The sequence below is a fragment of the uncultured Streptococcus sp. genome (assembly GCF_963536705.1).
Taxonomy (GTDB): Bacteria; Bacillota; Bacilli; order Lactobacillales; family Streptococcaceae; genus Streptococcus.
Genome location: NZ_CAUTAP010000003.1, coordinates 120,949 through 141,516, shown reverse-complemented (window position 1 = coordinate 141,516; position 20,568 = coordinate 120,949). Strand labels below are relative to the sequence as shown.

The 20,568-nt window shown below is 44.5% G+C and carries 20 protein-coding genes; all 20 read right to left on the bottom strand.

What is annotated here, in order from left to right; genetic code table 11:
• Positions 1–30 precede the first annotated feature (30 nt).
• Positions 31–2,097, bottom strand: coding sequence for a penicillin-binding protein PBP2B (gene pbp2b / locus RWX26_RS03100; protein WP_314579069.1), 2,067 nt, complete (start codon positions 2,095–2,097; stop codon positions 31–33).
• Positions 2,098–2,306: 209 nt separating this feature from the next.
• Positions 2,307–2,999 (bottom strand): phosphoglycerate mutase, encoded by a 693-nt coding sequence (locus RWX26_RS03095; protein WP_002900876.1) that lies wholly within the window; start codon positions 2,997–2,999, stop codon positions 2,307–2,309.
• Positions 3,000–3,148: 149 nt separating this feature from the next.
• A complete protein-coding gene (locus RWX26_RS03090; protein ID WP_227970216.1) occupies positions 3,149–3,889 on the bottom strand; it encodes a hypothetical protein in 741 nt (246 codons plus the stop codon).
• Positions 3,890–4,362: 473 nt separating this feature from the next.
• The gene (locus RWX26_RS03085) at positions 4,363–4,806 is read right to left on the bottom strand and encodes a Fur family transcriptional regulator (RefSeq protein ID WP_002896119.1); all 444 of its coding nucleotides are present in this window, start codon (positions 4,804–4,806) and stop codon (positions 4,363–4,365) included.
• A 204-nt stretch (positions 4,807–5,010) separates the two neighbouring features.
• Positions 5,011–5,331: a hypothetical protein gene (locus RWX26_RS03080; RefSeq protein ID WP_227970215.1), complete on the bottom strand. Its 321-nt coding sequence runs from the start codon at positions 5,329–5,331 to the stop codon at positions 5,011–5,013.
• A gap of 218 nt (positions 5,332–5,549) precedes the next feature.
• Positions 5,550–9,371 carry an LPXTG-anchored SHIRT domain periscope protein gene (locus RWX26_RS03075; RefSeq protein ID WP_314579060.1) on the bottom strand — a complete coding sequence of 1,274 codons (3,822 nt, stop codon included), beginning with the start codon at positions 9,369–9,371 and terminating at the stop codon, positions 5,550–5,552.
• A 332-nt stretch (positions 9,372–9,703) separates the two neighbouring features.
• A complete protein-coding gene (locus RWX26_RS03070; RefSeq protein WP_006596762.1) occupies positions 9,704–9,979 on the bottom strand; it encodes an HU family DNA-binding protein in 276 nt (91 codons plus the stop codon).
• Positions 9,980–10,091: 112 nt separating this feature from the next.
• Positions 10,092–10,925, bottom strand: a complete 834-nt coding sequence (locus RWX26_RS03065) for a DegV family protein (protein ID WP_002907029.1) — start codon at positions 10,923–10,925, stop codon at positions 10,092–10,094.
• A 284-nt stretch (positions 10,926–11,209) separates the two neighbouring features.
• Complete coding sequence (locus tag RWX26_RS03060) at positions 11,210–11,938, bottom strand: metallophosphoesterase (protein WP_314579058.1); 729 nt, start codon at positions 11,936–11,938, stop codon at positions 11,210–11,212.
• 52 nt (positions 11,939–11,990) lie between these two features.
• Entirely contained in the window at positions 11,991–13,649 is a 1,659-nt protein-coding gene (gene recN, locus RWX26_RS03055) for a DNA repair protein RecN (protein ID WP_314579056.1), read from the bottom strand.
• Positions 13,650–13,657: 8 nt separating this feature from the next.
• The gene (locus RWX26_RS03050) at positions 13,658–14,089 is read right to left on the bottom strand and encodes an arginine repressor (protein ID WP_002911979.1); all 432 of its coding nucleotides are present in this window, start codon (positions 14,087–14,089) and stop codon (positions 13,658–13,660) included.
• A complete protein-coding gene (locus RWX26_RS03045) occupies positions 14,082–14,897 on the bottom strand; it encodes a TlyA family RNA methyltransferase (RefSeq protein ID WP_002911978.1) in 816 nt (271 codons plus the stop codon). Before RWX26_RS03045 ends, RWX26_RS03050 begins: the two co-directional genes overlap by 8 nt.
• A complete protein-coding gene (locus tag RWX26_RS03040; RefSeq protein WP_002911977.1) occupies positions 14,890–15,765 on the bottom strand; it encodes a polyprenyl synthetase family protein in 876 nt (291 codons plus the stop codon). The genes RWX26_RS03045 and RWX26_RS03040 overlap by 8 nt, the downstream gene beginning before the upstream one ends.
• The gene (locus tag RWX26_RS03035) at positions 15,762–15,974 is read right to left on the bottom strand and encodes an exodeoxyribonuclease VII small subunit (protein WP_002896137.1); all 213 of its coding nucleotides are present in this window, start codon (positions 15,972–15,974) and stop codon (positions 15,762–15,764) included. The genes RWX26_RS03040 and RWX26_RS03035 overlap by 4 nt, the downstream gene beginning before the upstream one ends.
• The gene (gene xseA, locus RWX26_RS03030; protein WP_002911976.1) at positions 15,952–17,292 is read right to left on the bottom strand and encodes an exodeoxyribonuclease VII large subunit; all 1,341 of its coding nucleotides are present in this window, start codon (positions 17,290–17,292) and stop codon (positions 15,952–15,954) included. The genes RWX26_RS03035 and xseA overlap by 23 nt, the downstream gene beginning before the upstream one ends.
• On the bottom strand, positions 17,237–17,473 hold the full coding sequence (locus RWX26_RS03025) for an initiator RepB protein (RefSeq protein ID WP_080555591.1): 237 nt from the start codon (positions 17,471–17,473) through the stop codon (positions 17,237–17,239). The genes xseA and RWX26_RS03025 overlap by 56 nt, the downstream gene beginning before the upstream one ends.
• Positions 17,449–18,291 carry an NAD(P)H-hydrate dehydratase gene (locus RWX26_RS03020; RefSeq protein ID WP_002911974.1) on the bottom strand — a complete coding sequence of 281 codons (843 nt, stop codon included), beginning with the start codon at positions 18,289–18,291 and terminating at the stop codon, positions 17,449–17,451. Before RWX26_RS03020 ends, RWX26_RS03025 begins: the two co-directional genes overlap by 25 nt.
• Before the next feature lie 107 nt (positions 18,292–18,398).
• On the bottom strand, positions 18,399–19,172 hold the full coding sequence (locus RWX26_RS03015; RefSeq protein ID WP_002911973.1) for an HAD hydrolase family protein: 774 nt from the start codon (positions 19,170–19,172) through the stop codon (positions 18,399–18,401).
• Positions 19,169–20,023 carry a bifunctional methylenetetrahydrofolate dehydrogenase/methenyltetrahydrofolate cyclohydrolase gene (locus RWX26_RS03010; RefSeq protein ID WP_002911972.1) on the bottom strand — a complete coding sequence of 285 codons (855 nt, stop codon included), beginning with the start codon at positions 20,021–20,023 and terminating at the stop codon, positions 19,169–19,171. Before RWX26_RS03010 ends, RWX26_RS03015 begins: the two co-directional genes overlap by 4 nt.
• Positions 20,024–20,221: 198 nt before the next feature.
• Positions 20,222–20,452 carry a DUF1797 family protein gene (locus RWX26_RS03005; RefSeq protein WP_002896146.1) on the bottom strand — a complete coding sequence of 77 codons (231 nt, stop codon included), beginning with the start codon at positions 20,450–20,452 and terminating at the stop codon, positions 20,222–20,224.
• Positions 20,453–20,568: the final 116 nt, after the last annotated feature.

Genomic DNA, 20,568 nt, shown 5'->3' with positions numbered 1-20,568 from the left:
TCTCCGTTTGCCGATGATTTTCATTGAGCACTAATTCATAGGGTGTTGTTGGTTGTAAAGATTGATAATATCGCGAGTGATACTGTGGCTGACAGTAGAAGATAGGTTCGTATTGTGAGGGAACACCACCGCCACCGCAATCTGCGGCTTCTCACTCGGTGCATAGGACACGACATTGGTATTGATGGCTTCTTTCTTGCCCTTGTCCACAAAGGTCTCAGCCGTACCAGTCTTGGCACTGATTGGCACACTCTCTCCCTGAGAAATAGTCCGGCCAGTCGTAAAGCCACTGCTGCCATGAACCACTTGATAGAAGCCTTGCTTGATAATGCTCATATCCTCGTCAGAGATATTAACCTGGTTCAGCTCCTTGGTGTCAATTTTCTGCACCAAATCACCGAGTCCTCCTTGGTCACTGTTGCCGTAAATGCCTTCAACGATATGCGGAGCTACACGCTTGCCGTTATTAGCTACTGTTGAAGCATACTGAGCCAGCTGAAGCGTTGTATAGTTGTCAAACTGGCCAAAAGAATTGGTCAGATAGTTGGCAAAGGTAAACTTGTCTGGAAGATAGCCTGTGGACTCATTTGGTAGGTCAATCCCTGTTGAAGTTCCCAGACCATACTCTGCAAAGGTCGACCGCAGCTTTTTCATGGACGGATCCAGCTCATCAAAATCCAGCTTCATATCCGCTGAGTAAGGCGTCCCCATCATCTTCAGCGCTACCTGCACCATATAGGTATTGGAAGAGTATTCCAAGGCCTCTTGGGCTGTGATAGCACGTGAACCATACTGGGTAAACCAAGAAGTGATACTGTCCGTACCGCCAAAGCTAATCGGCTGGTCTGTCAGGACTTGGTTGCCGCTAATGGCATTATTCTCCCAGCCCGAGGTCAATGTTGCAGCTTTGACCACAGATCCCGGAACAAAAACATTAGTCATGGTCCCCAGAGCATCGACTGAGCTTTCTCCCGTTTCCAGATCATGCCGGATGCCTGCCATAGCCAAGACAGCGCCAGTATTGGGATCCATAGCTACGGCATAGACACCCTCAGAGTAGGTCGCATTGCCACTAGCCAACTCTGCATTAAAGGCATTTTTGAGAATGTCCTCTACTCCCTGCTGGAAGCTCAAGTCCACCGTCAGCTTGAGATTGTCTCCCTTACTGCCGTCAGAGATATTTTCCACACTCTCCATATTACCATTTTTGTCCAGATGAATCTCCTTCTCAGCTCGCTTGCCTTGCAGGACTGACTCATACTGCTTTTCCAGATAGGAGGTCCCCACCCGGTCATTGAGGGAGTAGCCTTTTTTCAGGTAATCATCCACTTCCTCAGCCGGAAGTCCAGTCTTTTCTGTCGAGATATTACCCACGATAGAAGCCAGTGAGGTATCCAAGACCTTGCGGTCCCAGCCTGTTGAGACACTGATACCTGGCAGCTCCTTGCTGCTGGAAGCCAGTACAGCCACCTGCTCTGTTGTCAGCGCATCTGTCTGGATGGTTCCCGTCGAAAAGTTGGAAATTGCATTCATCTGACTAAAGAGAACGATGGCTTTCTTTTCCTCATCCGTATAGCCCAGCTGCTTAGGGTCAATGCTCTCAGCTGCCGCCTTATAGATTTTGGACTCAGGCAGGCGGTTGCCATCTGTATCAAATTTCTTGTCCTTGGGCAGCTTTTCTACTACTTCCTGATAGACTGCGCTGTCCGCCAAATAATAATCCACTTCTTGACGATCCGTCACCTCTGTATCGCTGACACTGACATAGGTCAGGAGCTTTTGAGCTGTCGCCCGAATCTCACCAGCCGTCAGACGATTATCCCGTGTATAGGTCACCACCTGCTTGGTCGTATTTTCCACCAAGGGCTTGCCGGTAGCATCATAAATCTGCCCACGTACTGAGCTAGTGGTAATCTTGGTCTTGCTGGCCTTGGCCAACTTATCCGTATAAAAGTCCTGATTGACCACCTGCATATAGCCTAGACGGGCAATCAAGGCTAAAAACAAAAACATCACGATTCCAAACAGTAGATAAAGCCTTCTGGTGATGGAATGACTGTCAAATTTTCTCTTCTTCCTTGCCATCTTCTCTCTCATTCTAGTAAAAGTTCTGACCTTTATTTTACCATAAATCCAGCTCGATGAATGTTTCAAAACTGATAGAAAATCTGAAAATATGGACGAGTTAAGAGGAAGTCTGTCAAACCGCTGAACAGAAAAGACTTACTAGCTAGGCTTCTAACAATCCTTGTCCTTCCTCTCTGGAAAAGCAAAGAACCTGAGAATAATCTCAGATTCCTTTAAGCTTATTTTCCAAGGTAGTATTCTTTTACTACATTCAATTTTTCGTCAAATTCGAATACCAATGGTGGGAAGTTTGGAATTTCCACATCCATGATTTCATCGTCAGACAATTGTTTGATGTGCTTCACAAGAGCACGGATAGAGTTACCGTGTGCACCTACAAAGACATTTTTGCCATCTTTCAAAGCTGGAGCAATCTTGTCTTCCCAGAATGGAAGGGCACGCTCAAGTGTCACTTTCAAGTTTTCAGCATCTGGAATTACTGAGTCGTCAAGTGAAGCATAACGACGGTCAGTGTGTGCTGAGTGCTCATCATCGCGATCCATGTTTGGAGGCAATACATCGTATGAACGACGCCAGATATGCACTTGCTCATCACCAAATTGCTCAGCTGCTTCTGCCTTATTTTTACCAGTCAGACCGCCATAGTGACGCTCGTTCAAACGCCATGATTTTTCAACTGGTACCCAAAGCTGATCAGACGCTTCCAAAGCAAGGTTAGTTGTCTTAATCGCACGCTTCAATACTGAAGTGTAAGCTTGGTCAAACTCGATACCAGCTTCTTTAATCAGTTTACCAGCGTCGATTGCTTGCTGAGTACCTTTTTCAGACAAGTCAACATCAGCCCAACCAGTGAAAAGGTTCGCTTTGTTCCATTCAGACTCACCGTGGCGAGCAAAAACTAATTTTACCATTAGATGGATTCTCCTTTTATTTTCCGAGGAAACCCCCGTTTATCTATTCTATTTTACAAAATTTTCGCCTAAAAAGCTAGCCTATTTCGTCAAATCAGACGTTTTTCAGCAAGAAAGCGCTTTTGTATTTCCGAGCAGAAACTTTTGCCCTAACACCCACCAGATAGATAAACCTCGTTGGCTTCCTTGAGCCACCAAGTCCGTCTCCTGTCTATCAACTGATAAATAAGCAGTAAGCCAGACACAATCCAGATAGAGAGCATATTGACAAAAATGAAAAGCTCTACCCCCCTGACGTGCTGATCCGAAGTTAGGTAATCATACTTTGATATGTAATTATCTCCAATCACCTTGTAGACACCTGGCATTACTTGATTAATCCCAGCAAATACTGCCAAGAAAAAAGCTAGCTGCACAGGTAAGGAATAGATGATTTTATGAAAACGAACGAAGCCCAAAGAAAAGCTAGTGAAACGCCTAGAACGCTCTCCAATAAAAAAGAAGATAAAAAGAGGAAGATAAGCAATGTAGGTAAAGTCAGATACTAGCGGTGTATGAGGTGTAATAGGAAAAAAGTCTCTAAAACCATAGTCTCCATTCCTCAAAAGCCAATTACTAAAATCTATTGGAAAACTATAAGATATAAATGCAATTAGAGTGATTATAATAAGTTTCCATTTCATAATCCAGAGTCGCTTCACTTTTTGATAAATCAGATAAAGACGTGAGCGATCCACACTGTTTTGAGGAAGATTTTCCTTTATTAGCTTGCCGCAAGAAGGACAAATGGGATAGCCAGCTTCCTCTTCAAAGAGAAGATGACGGCATTCCAAAAAAGGCGATTCTCTGCTTCCTGATATCTCTTCCTCCCAATCTCTTCTCCAGAACATAAGACCTCCTAAAAATCTACCCTACCCACAAAGTAATACCCCTTAAAGATTTCGATACTACAGACTTATGACGAATTTACCTATATTGTAAATCCTTCAGAACTCTTTGAATCTCTTTGTACAAGGCTTTATTCTGCTTTCATTATATCAAAAGAGAATTGGCCTGTAAAATAATAGCATAAGTATATAAGGGATTATCCTTAAAATATCTGATCTTGCTAAGTGCTGTACTTGACTAGATATCAACGTCTCTAAGCTCAGATGATATCCTCATCCTGCGAACATGCCTTGCTAAAACACATAGAAAAAGGCTAAGAGACATAAGTTCTAGCCTTACTTTTTATTTGAAAAAGAATCTTGACGCAGTAGCCGATGGCTCAAAGTACTGCTTTGAAGTTGCAGATAGAACTTGCGAAGCGAGTCAAAACTTTGTTCGTCTTTAGGCTCCAAAAAGCTCCTAATCATCCTCGCAGTCACACCGCCTCTTGCTGGCATTGGGGGCAGAGGCCATAGACAGTCGTCTGGCTTTGGGTGATGTGGTAGCCAGTCTGCACTTCAGCTTCATGCTTCACATCCGGAAGTTCCAGCTCCATATCAGCAATACGGCCGCATTTTTCACAGATGACATTGAGATGCTGATGGCCCATAAAGTCAAAGTAGGTCGTCGTATCATTGCGAACCTTGAGCTCAGCGACAAAACCCTCATCAATCAGAACCTTGAGATTATTATAGACTGTTGCCAGACTCATATTAGGAAAATTGGGCTTCAAGTCCTGATATATCATTTCAGCGCTAGGATGGTCGTGACTTTGGATAATATAGTCAATTACCGCCTTCCGCGTTTCTGTAATGCGCACACCCTTGGCGCGCAAATGGCCAATTACTTGGTCAAAGTCATGCTGATGTTCTTGTTTCATTATTTACTCCGTTATAGCCTCTTATCTAAGTCATTACCATTATACCATGACTAGGCTTACTTGGCTATTAAGAATGATTGTAAATAAGCTAAAAAGAAAAAAGCAGGACAGAACTAACCAAAGTTCAGCCTCCTGCTTCTGCATGATTGCTTATCCATTTAAGGCAATGCAAGCTTTAAACTAGTATTTTTTTCAATCCTCGCTCTATGCTTGGAATCTCTTCAAGCTTGCTAAATAAAGGGAACCGCCTATAATAGAAAGAATAGCACCAATCCAGCCCAAGAAGTCATTAAAGGTAAAAATTCCACCTACAATCATCAAGATAGAGCCTGCTGGTCCCAGACGATTGTCATCCTTATAGTAGACAATACCAGCAATTCCCAAAGCTAGGATTGCAATTTTCAGGATGTCAAATACACCTAGCATAAAATAAAAAACCCAAATGAAGAAAGGCCACAAAAGTAGAATAATACCACCAATAAGTCCAACAAGTCCATTTACAAGTGCTAATGTTTTTGTCTTCATCAACAGTCTCCTTTGTATAATTTTTTACTAAAATAGTTTACCATGCTTACTAGAAAAATACAAGCTTATTTTTAATTTTATGAAAAATTCAAGCATTTGACTGCTTATAATGCTTATATTTCCTTGAAAAATAAAAAGCCTGCTATCCCCAACAAAAGTTGAGATAACAAACTTTTCATATATTCTAGATTTTCAAATCTTTTTACTGAAGCTTAATCTTAGTCACGCTGACGTTTGGTCAAGCCAACTGCTCCTCCAAGAGTCAAGAATCCAAGAATCAGCATCCAGATAGATGTATCTTGGCCAGTCTTAGGCAGAATTCGTTTCTTGCCAATCTCTTTAACTTGAGCATCTACAAGCAAGCGATTGGTTACATTCATACCTTCAGCTTGATTGCTGTAACCTTCCACTTCGTCCTCGCGGACACTATAGACGATTTCTTTTCCATCCTTGAAGCGAGGCAGGTTTTCAAAGCTGTATTTCCAGCCCATTGCCTCATCAACAGTTACGCTGATGCCTGTATCCTGTCCATCTGCAAGTAAGTGAACAAGGACACTCTGTGCTCGGCGACCTGCACCGTTATCATTGTCAATCCAGATCACACTGCCAGTAAGCGTAGTTGAGTCAGCTGCAAAAGTCCAAGTACCGACAAAGTGCGCATCCGCTCCATTGATGGTCTCTTCGTTCTTATCGTATGACTTGAAGGTCCAAGTGCCGTCGGCGGTCTTCACTTCTGTCTTGACTAGCTGTGTTGGAATGGCCTTAGTGCCATCTGCCAAATCAGGCTTGTCAGCTGGAAGCAAGGATTTCACTTCCTGAGGCAATTCCTTACTTGCTGAGCCACTAACGAATTCGTGGGTCACCTTGTAAGTTGGTGCCGGACTAGATTTTGCCACAAACGTCCAAGTTCCAACAAATTTGGCATCTGCACCATTAATGGTTGCTTCGTTCTTGTCATATGACTGGAAGCTCCATGTGCCATCAGAGGTTTCAACTTCTGTCTTGACTGGTTGCGTTGGAGTGGTCTTAGTGCCGTCTGCCAAATCAGATTTATCGCTTGGAAGCAAAGCTTTCACTTCTTGTGGAAGTTCCTTACCTGCTGTGCCACTGACAAATTCATGTGTAGACTTGTAGGTTGGTGCCGGACTTGGTTTTGCCACAAACGTCCAAGTTCCAACAAATTTAGCGTCTGCTTCATTAATGATTGCTTCGTTCTTGTCATATGACTGGAAGCTCCAGCTGCCATCAGAGGTTTCAACTTCTGTCTTGACCGGCTGTGTTGGAGTGGTCTTAGTGCCGTCTGCCAAATCAGATTTATCAGTTGGAAGCAAAGCTTTCACTTCTTGCGGCAATTCCTTACCTGCTGTTCCACTAACGAACTCATGAGTAGCCTTATAGGTTGGAGCTGGAGTATAGTCCCAAGTGCCGACAAAGTGAGCGTCCGCTCCATTGATGGTTTCTTCAGCCTTATCGTAAGACTTGAAGATCCAAGTGCCATCAGATGTTTCAACTTCTGTCTTGACTGGTTGCGTTGGAGTGGTCTTAGTGCCGTCTGCCAAATCAGATTTATCGCTTGGAAGCAAAGCTTTCACTTCTTGTGGAAGTTCCTTACCTGCTGTACCACTAACGAACTCGTGTGTCGCCTTATAAGTTGGATTTGGGGTGAAGTCCCATGTACCAACAAAGTGCGCATCTGTTCCGTTAATCGTCTCTTCTGCCTTGTCGTAAGACTTAAAGGTCCAAGTGCCATCGGCAGTCTGCACTTCTGTTTTAGCCGGCTGTGTCGGGGTGGCTTTCGTGCCATCTGCCAAGTCAGGCTTGTCGGCTGGAAGCAAGTCTTTCACTGCTTGTGGCAATTCCTTACCTGCTGTACCACTAATGAACTCGTGAGTTGCCTTGTAAGTTGGCGCCGGTGTAAAGTCCCAGGTACCAACAAAGTGAGCGTCTGCTCCATTGATCGTCTCTTCGTTCTTATCGTAAGACTTGAAGATCCATGTACCGTCGGTTGTTTTCACTTCCGTCTTGACTGGTTGTGTTGGAGTAGCCTTGGTGCTATCTGCCAAATCAGGCTTGTCGGCTGGAAGCAAATCCTTCACTGCTTGTGGCAATTCCTTATCTGATGTACCACTAACGAACTCGTGAGTCGCCTTATAGGTTGGCGCTGGTGTAAAGTCCCATGTACCAACAAAGTGAGCGTCCGCTCCATTAATGGTCTCTTCAGCCTTGTCGTAAGACTTGAAAGTCCAAGTACCATCAGTGGTCTTCACTTCTGTCTTAGATGGCTGGGTTGGAGTGGCTTTCGTGCCGTCGGCCAAATCAGGCTTGTCGGCTGGAAGTAAATCCTTCACTGCTTGTGGCAGTTCTTTACCTGCTGTTCCACTGACAAATTCATGGGTCGCCTTATAGGTTGGCGCTGGTGTAAAGTCCCATGTACCAACAAAGTGCGCATCTGCTCCGTTAATCGTCTCTTCTGCCTTGTCGTAAGACTTAAAGATCCAAGTTCCATCGGCGGTCTGCACTTCCGTCTTAGCCGGTTGTGTCGGGGTGGTCTTAGTACCATTCTCCAGATTCTTTTCTGTTTCTGGTGTTAGGTCTTTGATTTCCTGCGGGAGTTCCTTACCAGCAGTGCCACTGACAAATTCATGTTTCTTTTCATAGAGCAAGTCAGTAGTAACTTGATTAGATGGTGCTGAAAGATTGTCTACTTTTAAAGTCACTGTATTTTCAATCGTTGCAGCACCCTTTTCTGCTACCTTTTGATTAGTTGCAGTCTTGTAGGTAATGACAATATCCTGAGAAGAATTTGCTTTAACATACTCAGGTGTCATCTTGACCGTAACGGTCTGGCCTTTCTTTTCAATCGTGTAATCACGACCTTCCTGCAAGGCATTACCGCCAGCCTCAACCTTGAGCTCCTTGTAATCCAGACGCTCGTTAAAGGTTTCAGTCATCTCAATAGTAGTCGGGGTAGCCAAAATATCCTTACCAGGAACTGGAATCTTGAAGGTTCCCTTATAAGTCACCTCTTGACCTTCCTTAGCTGGAATCTTAACTGGATCCACTTCTAAGACAGGCTTGGGATCAACTTTTTCAATATAAAGACCAAAGACTGCCGAGCAAGCTTCTGTTGATAAATAACCGAAATTCAACGTGTTATCTGCAGAACGAACGGCCAAACCAGAGATGTTGTTTTCATTAGCAGCACCGCTAGTTGAAGTCGTTGCTTCCCAAATTGTTCGACCGCTCTGATCTGTTTGATTCAAAGCATTGGCATTGTTCATCAAGCGCTTATCAACAGCATTTTTATAATCATTAATATAGAAAGACTCTTTTAGACCAAAGCCGTCAACTACATCAATGTCAGTCGGTTTCATAACCAACTTCAAATCTGTATCCGAACCATCCGCATAGCGTAGCTCTGCTGTAACATCAGCCTCCACCCAGAAAGCTTTGTTCATAATGTTATTATGGGCCGCATCCACATATGGGATATTCCCAATCTCAAAAGCGCTTCTCTCCCACAACTCTGAAATAGAGAAAAATTCAACTGCATTTTTTTGAGCATCATTCATCTGAGCTTCTGCTGTAGATGAGCTCAGATAGTGGAGTGTTACCTTATTAAAAGTCAGATAGGCATCTACTTGTTTTCCATAAGCCGTTCCCACATTAGAAAACTTAAGAGAAAGCGGCTTATTAAAGACCTGATCTGCTTTTTGAGACTTGTCTACCTTGATGGTGAAATTTTCCATTTCTCCAGGATAAACTGCTCCCAGATACTCATAGTTTGGATTAGTCAGATGAACCTGTTCAATTGCCTCCGACTTAGAGAGAACACTGACATTGTTAACATTCAAGTCAAACTTATGAATATTCAACTTGGACAAATCCGTGCCATCCTTCAGCTCCTCCAAGGCAGACAAGGTCTGAATGGGGAGCAGAAAGATTGAAAAAAGCACAACAAATAATCCCATCAGCAGGCGAAATTTGCTGCCATAAGGATTAACAGGGCGCAGTGAGCCCTGAAGTGGTTTCCATTTCATTTCTTACCTCCTAAACTTTTTCAATGATCTCGCAATCATTACACAAAAAGAAATGTTCCCTTCATTTTATCATAAACACCTATGATTTAAAAGCACTTTTGCTAAAATTTTAAACTTTTTATTTTAAGTCTTTAAAAATGTTTGTCCTTTATCATTCTCTTTTGATTAGAGACAATTTCCTTCACTTTACTGCAAAATAAAAACTCCAAGAAAGTTCATAAATCAACTTTCTAGAAGCACCTAAATATTTTATTGAGCTCAAGAATTGAGAGCAAAAAGAAAAACCTGACATACTCGCCAGAGGCAAGTGTATCAGGCTTTATTAATCAAAATTATTTTACAGCGTCTTTAAGAGCTTTACCTGCTTTGAAAGCTGGTACCTTAGAAGCTGCGATTTTGATTTCTTTACCAGTTTGAGGGTTGCGACCTTTACGTGCTGCACGCTCACGAACTTCAAAGTTACCAAAACCGATCAATTGAACTTTTTCACCTTTTGAAAGGTATTCTGAAACTGCGGCGAATACAGCGTCAACTGCTGCTGCTGAATCTTTCTTAGTCAATTCTGTAGCTTCTGCCACTTTTGCGATCAAATCTTGTTTGTTAGCCATTTAACAAATCCTCCAAATTTTTTCTGGGTTAATAACCCTAACAAATATTATCATATCTAAAAAAAGCATTCAGGTCAAGTACTAAACCGCTATTTTCTAAATTATTATGGTTTTATTCGTAACGAATCAGCACAGCCCAAGCATTTTCCCCAGTATGCGTCTGAATAATAGACCCTGTTTCCAGCACTGAAATAGGTTTCTTGACATACGGCTGTAAACTTTCCTTCATTTCTAGCGCCAATTCTGGACTGCCTGCATAGGAAATTCCAATTTCAGCCACTTGCTTGTTTTGCAGACTTACTGTCAAATCATCCAGCCATTTCTTAAAAGTCTTAGCGCCCCTTCCCTTGACAATGGGCTCCAGCTGATGGTCCTTCATTTGCATGATAACTCGGATATTGAGCAGGGAGCTAATCAGACCAGAAACTCGGCCTATACGGCCCCCTTTAACCAGATTTTCTAAGGTAGAGAGACCGATATAGAGCTCTGTCTTTTCCTTTACTTCCTCAATTTTAGCTAAAATCTCCTCCAGGCTAGCTCCTTCCTTGGCCAGTTTAGCTGCTTCGGTGACTTGGAACTTCATAGCCTGATCAGTAAAAGAGCTGTCAACAACCGTCACATCAGCATTAGCCAAAGTCGCTCCTTGACGGGCTGCTTCGACAGTCCCTGACAAGGCGTGAGACATGTGAATGGAGATAATCTGCGCTCCATCCCCTGCCAAGTGCTCAAAAACATCAGCAAAGACTCCGACGGGCGGCTGGCTGGTTTTAGGAAGATTGCGACTAGACTGCATAAGACGAAGGAACTCACCTTCCTCTAGGTCTGCATCCGAATAGACCACCCCGTCCACCATAACAGAGAGAGGCACAATTGTAATGTCTAATTCCTTAGCAACCTCCGGTTCAATGGTTACGGATGAGTCAGTTACGATTTTTATTTTTGTCATAGATTTCCTACTCTGTATCTAAATTTTAACTTGTTATTACACTACATTATACCAAATTTTTATGGTTTTGTGGGGGAATATTCGCTAAAATCACAGCTCAGGCCAAGCGTTTCCTAAATTTAATCTGCCTGTTTTAGATTTTTAATCCTTTTGCGCTTCTTTAAAATTAGATGAAAAAGTGTTTACATGCAGCATTTTTAGCTTTATGGGGGGAAATTTTGGAAAAAAACTGATTTTCAGAGAGAATCTCAGCAAAAAAAGATTGGATTTTCCCAATCTTTTTTTCAGTCTTCGGCTACTAAACCATCATTTTTTATGGCATACCGCTCTATGATGCCATTATGACCAAAGAGAACTCCGTGGAGGACTCCGCCATAGACAGCTCCGCCATCCATACCAATCTTGTCATCCTCAGTCATCCATAGCTGATTAGTTCCCAGTGCCTTATGTAAGAGATAAAATGTTGGTGTATGGCCAAAGACAATCGTTTTGCCAGTCTGATTGCTGCCTTCGTGAAAAGGCGCGCGAATCCAAACTTTTTGATAATCACTGGTTTCTCGCCAGTCTTTCAGCTCCAAATCTAGACCAGCATGAACAAAAATGTACTGTTCCGTCTCCAATAGGAAAGGCATCTGGCGAATAAAATCTACTAAATTGGCCGTCTCCGTCTTGACACGTTCCGCGTCTGCTACTCCATCTACAGGAGCATTAAGAGGTCGGCCTAAAAGCGAATTAATCGTCGTATCTCCGCCATTGCGTCGGTAGTGGTCATAAGACTTTTCAGGATTGTCCAGCCAGGTCAGAAACATATACTCATGATTGCCAGAAAGACAGATAGCTCCTTTCTGATCCACTAAATCCTTGACCCGCTCCAAAACCGCTCGGCTGTCCTCGCCACGATCTATCAAGTCCCCTAGAAAGACTAGTTGGCTGCGACCGTCCCAATGCTGGATCAGCTCATCCAGCATACCAGCCTTGCCATGGACATCACCGATTGCAAAATATTCTGTCATACTCGTCACCTCCTAAAGGAGACCGAAACACTAGTGTCTCAGCCTCGCTTGTTTATTTTTTTAATAATTCTCTGGCTTGAGTCAAAGCAGCCTCCGTCACATCTTCACCAGCCAGCATCTTAGCGACTTCCTGAACACGCTCGTCAGCCGTCAGCAGGCGAACCGTTGAGACGGTCGAATTCTCATCCGAAATCTTCTCAATAAAGAACTGATAATCGGCAATCGCAATGACCTGCGGCAGATGGGAAATAGCCAAGACTTGGCCATTGGAGCCAATCTTGTGAATCTTCTGAGCAATAGCCTGAGCCACTCGGCCAGAAACACCCGTATCCACTTCATCAAAGACAATGCTGGTCTTGCCTTCCTTACGAGAAAAGGCAGACTTGATAGCTAGCATGAGACGGGAGAGCTCGCCGCCAGACGCAACCTTCACCAAAGGTTTGAAATCCTCGCCTGGATTTGCCGAGATGTAAAACTCTACTTGTTCATTGCCTTCACGGTTGAACTTGCCCTTACTGAACTGCACTTTAAAGCGCGCCTTCTCCATGTAGAGGTCCTGCAGCTCTTGCTTGATTTCTGCTTCCAGCTGGGCTGCTAGTCCGTGACGAGCCTGACTAAGCTCCTGGGCCAGCTCTACCAGCTCTCTCTCCAAGGCCTTCAGCTCTCGGTCCATATCCTCTGAGGACAAGTTACTTCCAGTTAAAAGGCTGTATTCTTTGGAAATCTGAGCAAAGTAATCCAGCACATCATCTACTTGGCCGCCGTATTTACGTGTGATGCTGTTAATCAAATCCAGACGACTCTCCACCTGGAGCAGCCGATCTCCGTCAAAGTCCAGTCCATCTAAAATATCCTCTAAGCGCTTGCTGACATCTTCTAAGACATAATAAGTCTCTGACAAGCTGCCGGAAAGCTCCTTGTAGGCTGGATCGTAATCCTCGATAGACTCAAGGTCATTCATAGCTGAGCGGACATTGGTCAGACTGGAAAAATCTTCATTATCCAGCATGGTATAGGCGTTCGTCAGCGTATCGGCAATGAGCTTGTGATTGAGCAAGCGATCCCGCTCCTGATGCAGGGCAGTATCTTCACCACTTTTGAGGGCTGCGCTCTCAATCTCCGCCATCTGAAACTCCAGCATCTCAATTCTGGCCTTATGCTCCTGCTGATTTTTCTGCAAAGTCAGGACTTGCTTGCGCAGGCTTCGATAGCGGTCAAAGGTTTCCTGATAGCGGCCTTTGAGATTTAAAAAGTCTGCTGTTCCAAATTCGTCTAACATAGCAATATGAAGCTGGGGTCTCATCAGTTCTTCCTGATCGTGCTGGCCATGGATATCCACCAAATGCTGGCCGACAGCCTTTAGAACAGACAGATTAACCATCTGGCCATTGATACGGCTGACACTGCGGCCGTTTTGCAGAATTTCCCGACGGATAATCAGCTCATCGGTCAGCTCCCAACCCTGCTCCTCAAAAATCTCTCGCAAAGCTCTGCTATTTTCCAGCGAAAAAAGTCCCTCTATCTCAGCTTTGGGCGCCCCATGACGAATAACATCCGTCGTAGCACGGCTGCCCAGCATCATGTTCATCGCATCAATAATAATAGACTTGCCGGCTCCGGTTTCCCCGGTCAAAACCGTCATACCTTGCTCAAAATTAAGGGAAATCTCCTCAATAATGGCAAAATTTTTAATCGAAATTTCTAATAACATAGGCTTTCCTACCAATGGTGAATGATGGTTGCAACCCTTGCAGCTGCTTCCTCTGTCATCATAACCATCAAAATACTGTCGTTGTCTGCCAAGATACTGAAAATATCCTCAGCAAATTCATTTCTAAGATGACGCTTGACCAGTGCTGTGCTCCCCGGTACCAGACTGAGATTGATCATATTTCCCAAGACCTGACAGGACAATATGTTATTTTCAGCCAAGCCCAGACTGCTGGTCATGGTCTTAGGCAGCTCGTAGATATAGGTGTTATCCTTGAGCGGTATCTTGACAATGCCCAGCTCTTTGATATCCCTAGAGACCGTAGCCTGGGTCGCCGTAATCCCAGATTCCCTGAGATGTTCTACAATTTCCTCCTGTGTACCAATGTCATAGTCACTGACAAACCGTCTAATCTTTTCTAATCTATCCTTCTTATTCATCCTTAAATTCCTTGTGTGCCGCCTCTACAACAGCTGTCATCAGTTCTGAATCAAGAGTCTGCGGCTCTATGCTTTTTTCTAAATAGGCCAGAAATTCCACATTGCCCTGACCGCCCTGAATAGGTGAAAAATCCAGTCCCCTGACAGAAAAGCCAGCCTCCATCATAAATGCAGTGACCTTATCCAGAACTGCCAGATGGACCTTTTTATCCTTGACAATCCCTTTTTTCCCAATCTGCTCGCGGCCTGCTTCAAACTGGGGCTTGATTAAGGCAACCACTTGCCCATCCCGAGCCAAAATCTCATGCAGAGCTGGTAAAATCAAACTCAGCGATATAAAGCTGACATCAATACTGGCAAAGCTCGGCTCCTGCTCAAAGTCAGCCCTTTGGGCATAGCGAAAATTAAACTGCTCCATGCTGACAACCCGCTCATCCTGCCTGAGCTTCCAAGCCAGCTGATTGGTACCGACATCTACTGCATAGACCAGCTTAGCTCCGTGCTGCAGCATGACATCTGTAAAACCGCCGGTTGAAGCTCCGATATCCAAGGTCACTCGGTCCGCTACCGAAATATCAAACACTTGCAAAGCCTTTTCTAGCTTGAGGCCGCCTCGGCTGACATATCTGAGTTTCTCACCTTTTAGGCGCAGCTCTGTGGCTGCGTCAATCTTTTCACCTGGCTTGTCAAAGCGCTGGCCATTGGCTGCAGCAATAACCAGTCCAGCCATTACACCACGCTTAGCCTGCTCTCTGGTCTCAAAGAGCCCTTGCCTGTAGGCCAGCACATCTACTCTTTCCTTAGCCATTCAATCTCAAACTTTCTATTATCTTTTGAATTTTTCCGCCTGAAAACTCTGTCTTCTCTTCCAAGTCTGACAGAATAAGCACAGCTTCATCAAGGGTGTGATTGAAAAAGTTCTTAGCTCCATCCAGTCCCAGAAAGGCTGGATAAGTCGACTTGGCCGCAGCTAAATCTTTCTGCGGCGTTTTACCCAGCTCTTCAAAGCTGGCCGTCACATCCAAAATATCATCCCGCACTTGAAAGGCCAAGCCCAAGAGCTCTCCAATCCTACGAAGCTTGTCTTGAACAGACTGCTGAGCCTGAACAATCAAACCAGCTGCGACAAAAGGATAGGTCAGAAGTTTTCCAGTCTTATTGGCATGGATGGTTTTTAAATCTCCTAAACTAATTGCTTGGCCTTCGCCTTGCATGTCCAGCACTTGACCAGCAACCATACCAAAGCTCCCTGCTGCCAAAGACAACTCAGAAATCAAGTCCACCTTGACCTGACTAGGCAGCTCGGCCCTTGCCAATAGTCCATAGGGGTCCAAAAAGAGAGAATCACCCGCTAAAATAGCCATATCCTCTCCAAACTTCTTATGGCTAGTCAAGCGGCCGCGACGATAGTCGTCATCATCCATAGCCGGCAAATCATCATGGATAAGACTGCCAGTATGAATCATCTCAAGAGCCGCCGCGACCTGATAGTGGGCCTCAGCCAGCTCAAGACCAAAAGCTTGAATCAACTCCAATAGCAATAAGGGACGAATCCGCTTGCCGCCTGCCTGCACCGAATACAAAATAACTTCCGTCAAATCCGACGACACTTGCTGAGACCTATAAAAATCTTCAATCGTCAGACCAATTTTTTCCAGTTTCTCGTTTCTTGTCATTCCATTTCCGTTTCTGTGCCGTCTGCCTGCATGACCTTAACCAAGGTCTTTTCAGCCTTGTCCAGACTAGCCTGTAGTTCCTTTGAAAGCTTCATCCCCTTTTGAAATTCCGCAATTGCCTCTTCCAGCGCTACGTCACCATTTTCCAGCTTTTGAACAATGACTTCCAAGTCTGCTAAATTTTCTTCAAATTTCTTTTCTTTGGACATGTTTTACCTCTACTTCCAGCTGCCCATCCCGCATAAGCAGGGTCAGCTCATCTTTTTCTTCAATGCCAGCACTTGACTCGACAACCTTTTGATTCTTTTGGACAATAGCATAGCCACGCGCCACGATTCGACTGGTATCCAGCATAAGCAAGGCCTCGGACAATCTCCTGACTTGAGCCACCTTGTTATCATAAATGACCGCCATATTGCTGCGCAGCAAACGCTCCAACTGGGCAGTCTGCTCCTGAAAACGCTGAACGCGACTGAGTGGATTCAATGCTTCCAAACGATGCTGCAAGATTTTGACCCGCTGTTGCTCTTCACTATAATATTCGCGAATTTTTTGCTTTAGTCGCAGGTTGAGCTGATCCAACTTCTGCAGATGGCCATCGTAAAGCCGCTCTGGCTGTCGGAAGATAACAGACTGGGTTAGCTTATTCAATCGCTCTCGATAATAGCTCAGGCGATTGGAAATCGCTCGAGACATGCGGTTTTCCTGCTGCTGCAAATGTCCCAGCAGGTCTAGCTTGGTGACCGATGTTGCTAGCTCAGCCGCAGCCGTCGGAGTCGCAGCTCTGCGATCTGCTACAAAGTCCGCCAAAGTCGTATCGGTCTCATGGCCGACACTAGAAATAATAGGAATCCGAGACTCAAAAATAGCCCGAACTGTTTCCTCTTCGTTGAAAGCCCAGAGATCTTCGATAGAACCACCGCCTCGACCAATAATCAGCACATCCAAATCGGACCGCTCATTGGCCAGTCTGATGTGGTCAGCAACCTGAGCTGCAGCCCCATCTCCCTGCACTTTTGTCGGATAAAGGACAATCTCCACTCCCGGAAAGCGACGGCTGACCGTCGTGATAATATCCCGAATGACCGCTCCGCTGGGACTGGTTACGACGCCGATTTTCTTAGGAAATTGGGGCAAGGCCTGCTTGAATTTCTCTTGAAAAAGCCCTTCTGCGCCCAGTTTTTTCTTGAGCTGTTCAAACTGGATAGCCAAGGCACCGATACCATCCGGCTCTGCCTTTTCAATGATAATAGAATAGGAACCGCTGGGCTCATAGAGCTGCACTCGGCCAATGACATTGATTTTCATGCCTTCTTCCAGCTCAAAGCCCAACTTCTGGTAAACACCAGACCAAATCGTGACCTGAATGACGGCCTTCTCATCTTTCAATGAAAAATACTGATGATTGGGACGCCGGCGGAAATTGGACACTTGGCCAGTCAGATAGACCCGCTCCAAATAAGGATCCCGTTCAAACTTCATCTTCAGATACTTGGTCAAGGTCGAAACCGACAAATACTCTGGCATGTCCTTTTCCTTTCATTTCTAGTTTTTCCGTAACTTTTATTATAACAAAAAACTGCATAAAAAACCGATTACAAAGTCTAAAAATCCCCTGAAAAGCAAGAAAAAAACTGGGCTTCCACAAAAGAAACCCAGATGACTTAAAACCCAAGAAAAAGTCTACTGATTCATCTCCTTCATCCACCTTGGAATGACTCTACTGATTGCCGTTGGCAGGACGACATAAGCTTCCTGGCTCAGTTCATCTGCGATAAGGGAGTGAAGAAAGGTTGCAGCCGCCACTCGCTCAAAGAGACTGCTTGATTTGAACTGTCCTGCAAATGCGGCAATCATACCAGCCAGCGTATCCCCCATTCCGCCAGTTGCCTGATAAGGTCCGCCTACTGTCAGCTCAAAGACTTGCTCTTGTCCGCTTTGATAGATGGTCGTTCCATGCTTTTTCTGCACGACAATACTGCCTAGAGGCAGCTGATTGACCGCCGCCTGATTGGCTGCTGCTGTCTGATCTGACAAGCTCAAACCCGATAAGCCTTCCCACTCCTTTTGGTGAGGAGTAAAAACTGTTTGGGATTTTGGAAATGGCAAAGCTTCTTTGCTAAAGAGAGAAATGGCTCCGCCATCCATGATTAGTATCTGCTGTTCTGCCACAGTCTGGACTACCTTTTGTAGGATATCTAGACCTAGTTGATTCTCTGCTAGGCCTGGACCAATCAAAACTAAATCTGATTTAGCCAGCTGCTCTGTCAATCGGTCTTGCTCCTCTAAGTCAAAGGCCATGGCCTCCGGTAAATGACTGTGCAGAGGGGCGACATTGTCTCTATCTGTAGCAACAGTCACCAAACCTGCTCCGCTATTGACTGCCGCTAAAGCTGCCATGATAATGGCGCCCCCATAAGGATAGGTCCCCCCAATCAATAAGAGACGGCCGTAATCGCCCTTGTGACTTTCTAGGGGGCGTTCTCTAATGACTTTTTTTAAAATATTTTCAGCATTTTTTACCATGATATTCTCCTAGACCAACTTCATCCTGCACTTGTCTCAAGATGACCAAACCTATCTTCATTATTCACCAAAAGGCACCTAAACAGGTGCCCCGTATCGCAAGAAAGTTATTTTCTTCGGAAATCTGCAAATTTTTGTAAGATTCTTGCTGCGACTGCCTTGGGTAAATTTTCCTGAAAGGCGACCTGCTCATCCGCATAATCGCTCAAGCCTGGGAAATCCCCAACCTGCACAGCGTAGAGAGAATTCTTAAAGAGCTGGATATCATTTTGATCATTACCAAAAGCTACATAATCCGAACCGCAGAGTTCCTTTACAGTTGAAGCCTTATTGGTTTCAGCCGGGTTGACATAAAAACATTTCTCATGTTCATGATAGTCTAGACTTAGATTGGGCAAGTTTGCAAAACGAGCCTGTACATCATCTAAGAGCTGCTCGTGATTCCCCATGTAAATAACGACCTTAATAGGATGCTGGAGTTCAGTCAGTTCCAGACGTCTTGCCCGCTTGAGAGGATCCACACTGGCAATAAAAGGAATTTTTTCTAAAATCTGGCCGCTGTAGTCAAAAGTATTATCAACAAAAAAAGGCAAATTATAGGTCAAACAAGTATCTAAAATGGCTTGATAACTTGACTGATGCAGCTGACGCTCAAACATCAGCTGTCCATCTTGATAAGCCACTCCGCCGTTCAGGCCAATCACAATCTGCTGGCTCAATTCCGGACCTAATAGTCCCAGACAATCCCGATAGGAGCGCGCCGAAGCAAACAGAACTTCATGCCCAAACTGAGGAGCCGTCAGCAGAACCTGCTTAATCTCCTCATCAATCGTCATATAATCAAAGGACAAGGTCCCATCCAAATCAAAAACAAATTTCATGATTCAAGACTCCGTTTAAAGGCTTGGTAAGTCTGCTCCATCAGCATGGTAATGGTCATAGGCCCAACACCTCCAGGTACAGGGGTAATCAGACTGGCAAGTTCAGACACTTCATCAAACTTAACATCGCCAATCAGCTTGCCATTTTCATCTCGGTTCATACCGACGTCAATGACAACAGCTCCTTCCTTGACAAAGTCCTTGGTCACAAAATGTCCACGTCCGATAGCCACCACCAAAATATCTGCCCGCTTAGCAGTCTTGGCTAGATTGTGGGTCCGCGAATGTGTTAGAGTAACCGTCGCATTCTTAGCCAAAAGCAGCTGAGCCATGGGCTTACCAACAATATTACTCCGCCCGATGACGACCGCTCGCTTGCCTTCCAGTTCAACGCCATATTCATGGAACATTGCCATAATGCCCGCAGGAGTAGCCGGAATCATGACCGGATGACCGCTCCATAGCTTGCCCATATTAAGCGGATGAAAGCCATCAACATCCTTGTCTGGATCAATGGCCAGCAGCACAGCTTCATCATCGATATGCTCAGGCAAGGGCAGCTGGACCAAAATCCCATGCCAGTCAGGATTTTGATTATAGGTTTCAATCAAGCTCAAGAGCTCTTCCTGGCTGGTTGCTTCTGGCAGACGTTCTACCTTACTCCGAAAGCCAGCAGCCAAGGCTGAGCGCTCTTTATTACGTACGTAGATTTGACTGGCTGGATTATTTCCCACCACAATCACTACCAAGCCCGGTACCTGACCTGTCTTTTCTTTGAGGCGAGCCGTTTTTTCGGCTAATTTTTTCTGAAGCTTCTCTGCCAAACCTCTACCATCAATAATCTGCGCCATGTCATTCTCATTTCTTTTTCATTATCTTTTTCATTATACCAAAAAAATTTGTGCCCAGCCTATAACTTTTTCTTATATAAGGTTATAAGGTAGGGATTCATTGGCAGCTAGTGGTAAAATTTTCAGCCCTACTGAATCATTTCTATCTCTTTTAAAATAAGATAAAAAGGGTAAAAATAAAAAGCAGCTAAGTGCTTTTTAGTAGAGTAATTCATAAATTTCCATTGCAATCAAATCGATGCTGTCGAAAGTATAGGTCTCACGCGCTGCAACATCACGCAAGGTGAAGACAGAGCCGTTTTCTTCGTCGTAACTGTAAGCTACTTCTGCTACAACCACTCCTTCACGCTCAAAATTACGTTTCAAATTTCCGCCATCCTTAGCCATAGCTTCTAAGCGGTTGATAATTCTAACTAAATGTGATTCCATTTTGTTTCTCCTATTTACTTAGTTCCCTCTTATTTTACCATAAATAGCGACTGAAATACCACTAAAAGCCAATTTTTTGTAATTTTTCAAGAATTTGTTTTCATTCTGCTCGGTCT